Source organism: Pseudomonas sp. PME37.24/025 (assembly GCF_055556615.1).
Genome location: NZ_JBVHNK010000522.1, coordinates 1 through 228, shown reverse-complemented (window position 1 = coordinate 228; position 228 = coordinate 1). Strand labels below are relative to the sequence as shown.

The 228-nt window shown below is 72.8% G+C and carries 1 protein-coding gene; it reads left to right on the top strand.

All coding sequences use genetic code 11. The features are described 5' to 3' along the window. A partial coding sequence (locus tag ACZ3HH_RS31300) for an aminotransferase class V-fold PLP-dependent enzyme (RefSeq protein ID WP_465810643.1) occupies positions 1 to 228 on the top strand: 228 nt, incomplete at both ends.

Below are 228 nucleotides of genomic sequence, written 5' to 3'. Positions count from 1 at the left end.
AGTCGGTCGGTCACCTGGCGGTCGACGTCCGCGAGATCGGGTGCGACGTTTTGGTCACGACGGGCCGCAAGTTCCTCCGCGCCCCGCGCGGCACGGGCTTCGCGTACGTGCGCGACACGCTGCTCGAGCGTCTGCTCCCCATCGCCCCCGACGTGCGCGGCGCCCACTGGACCTCGAGCGCGCACTGGGAGCTCGTCCCCTCGGCGCGACGCTACGAGACCTGGGAGG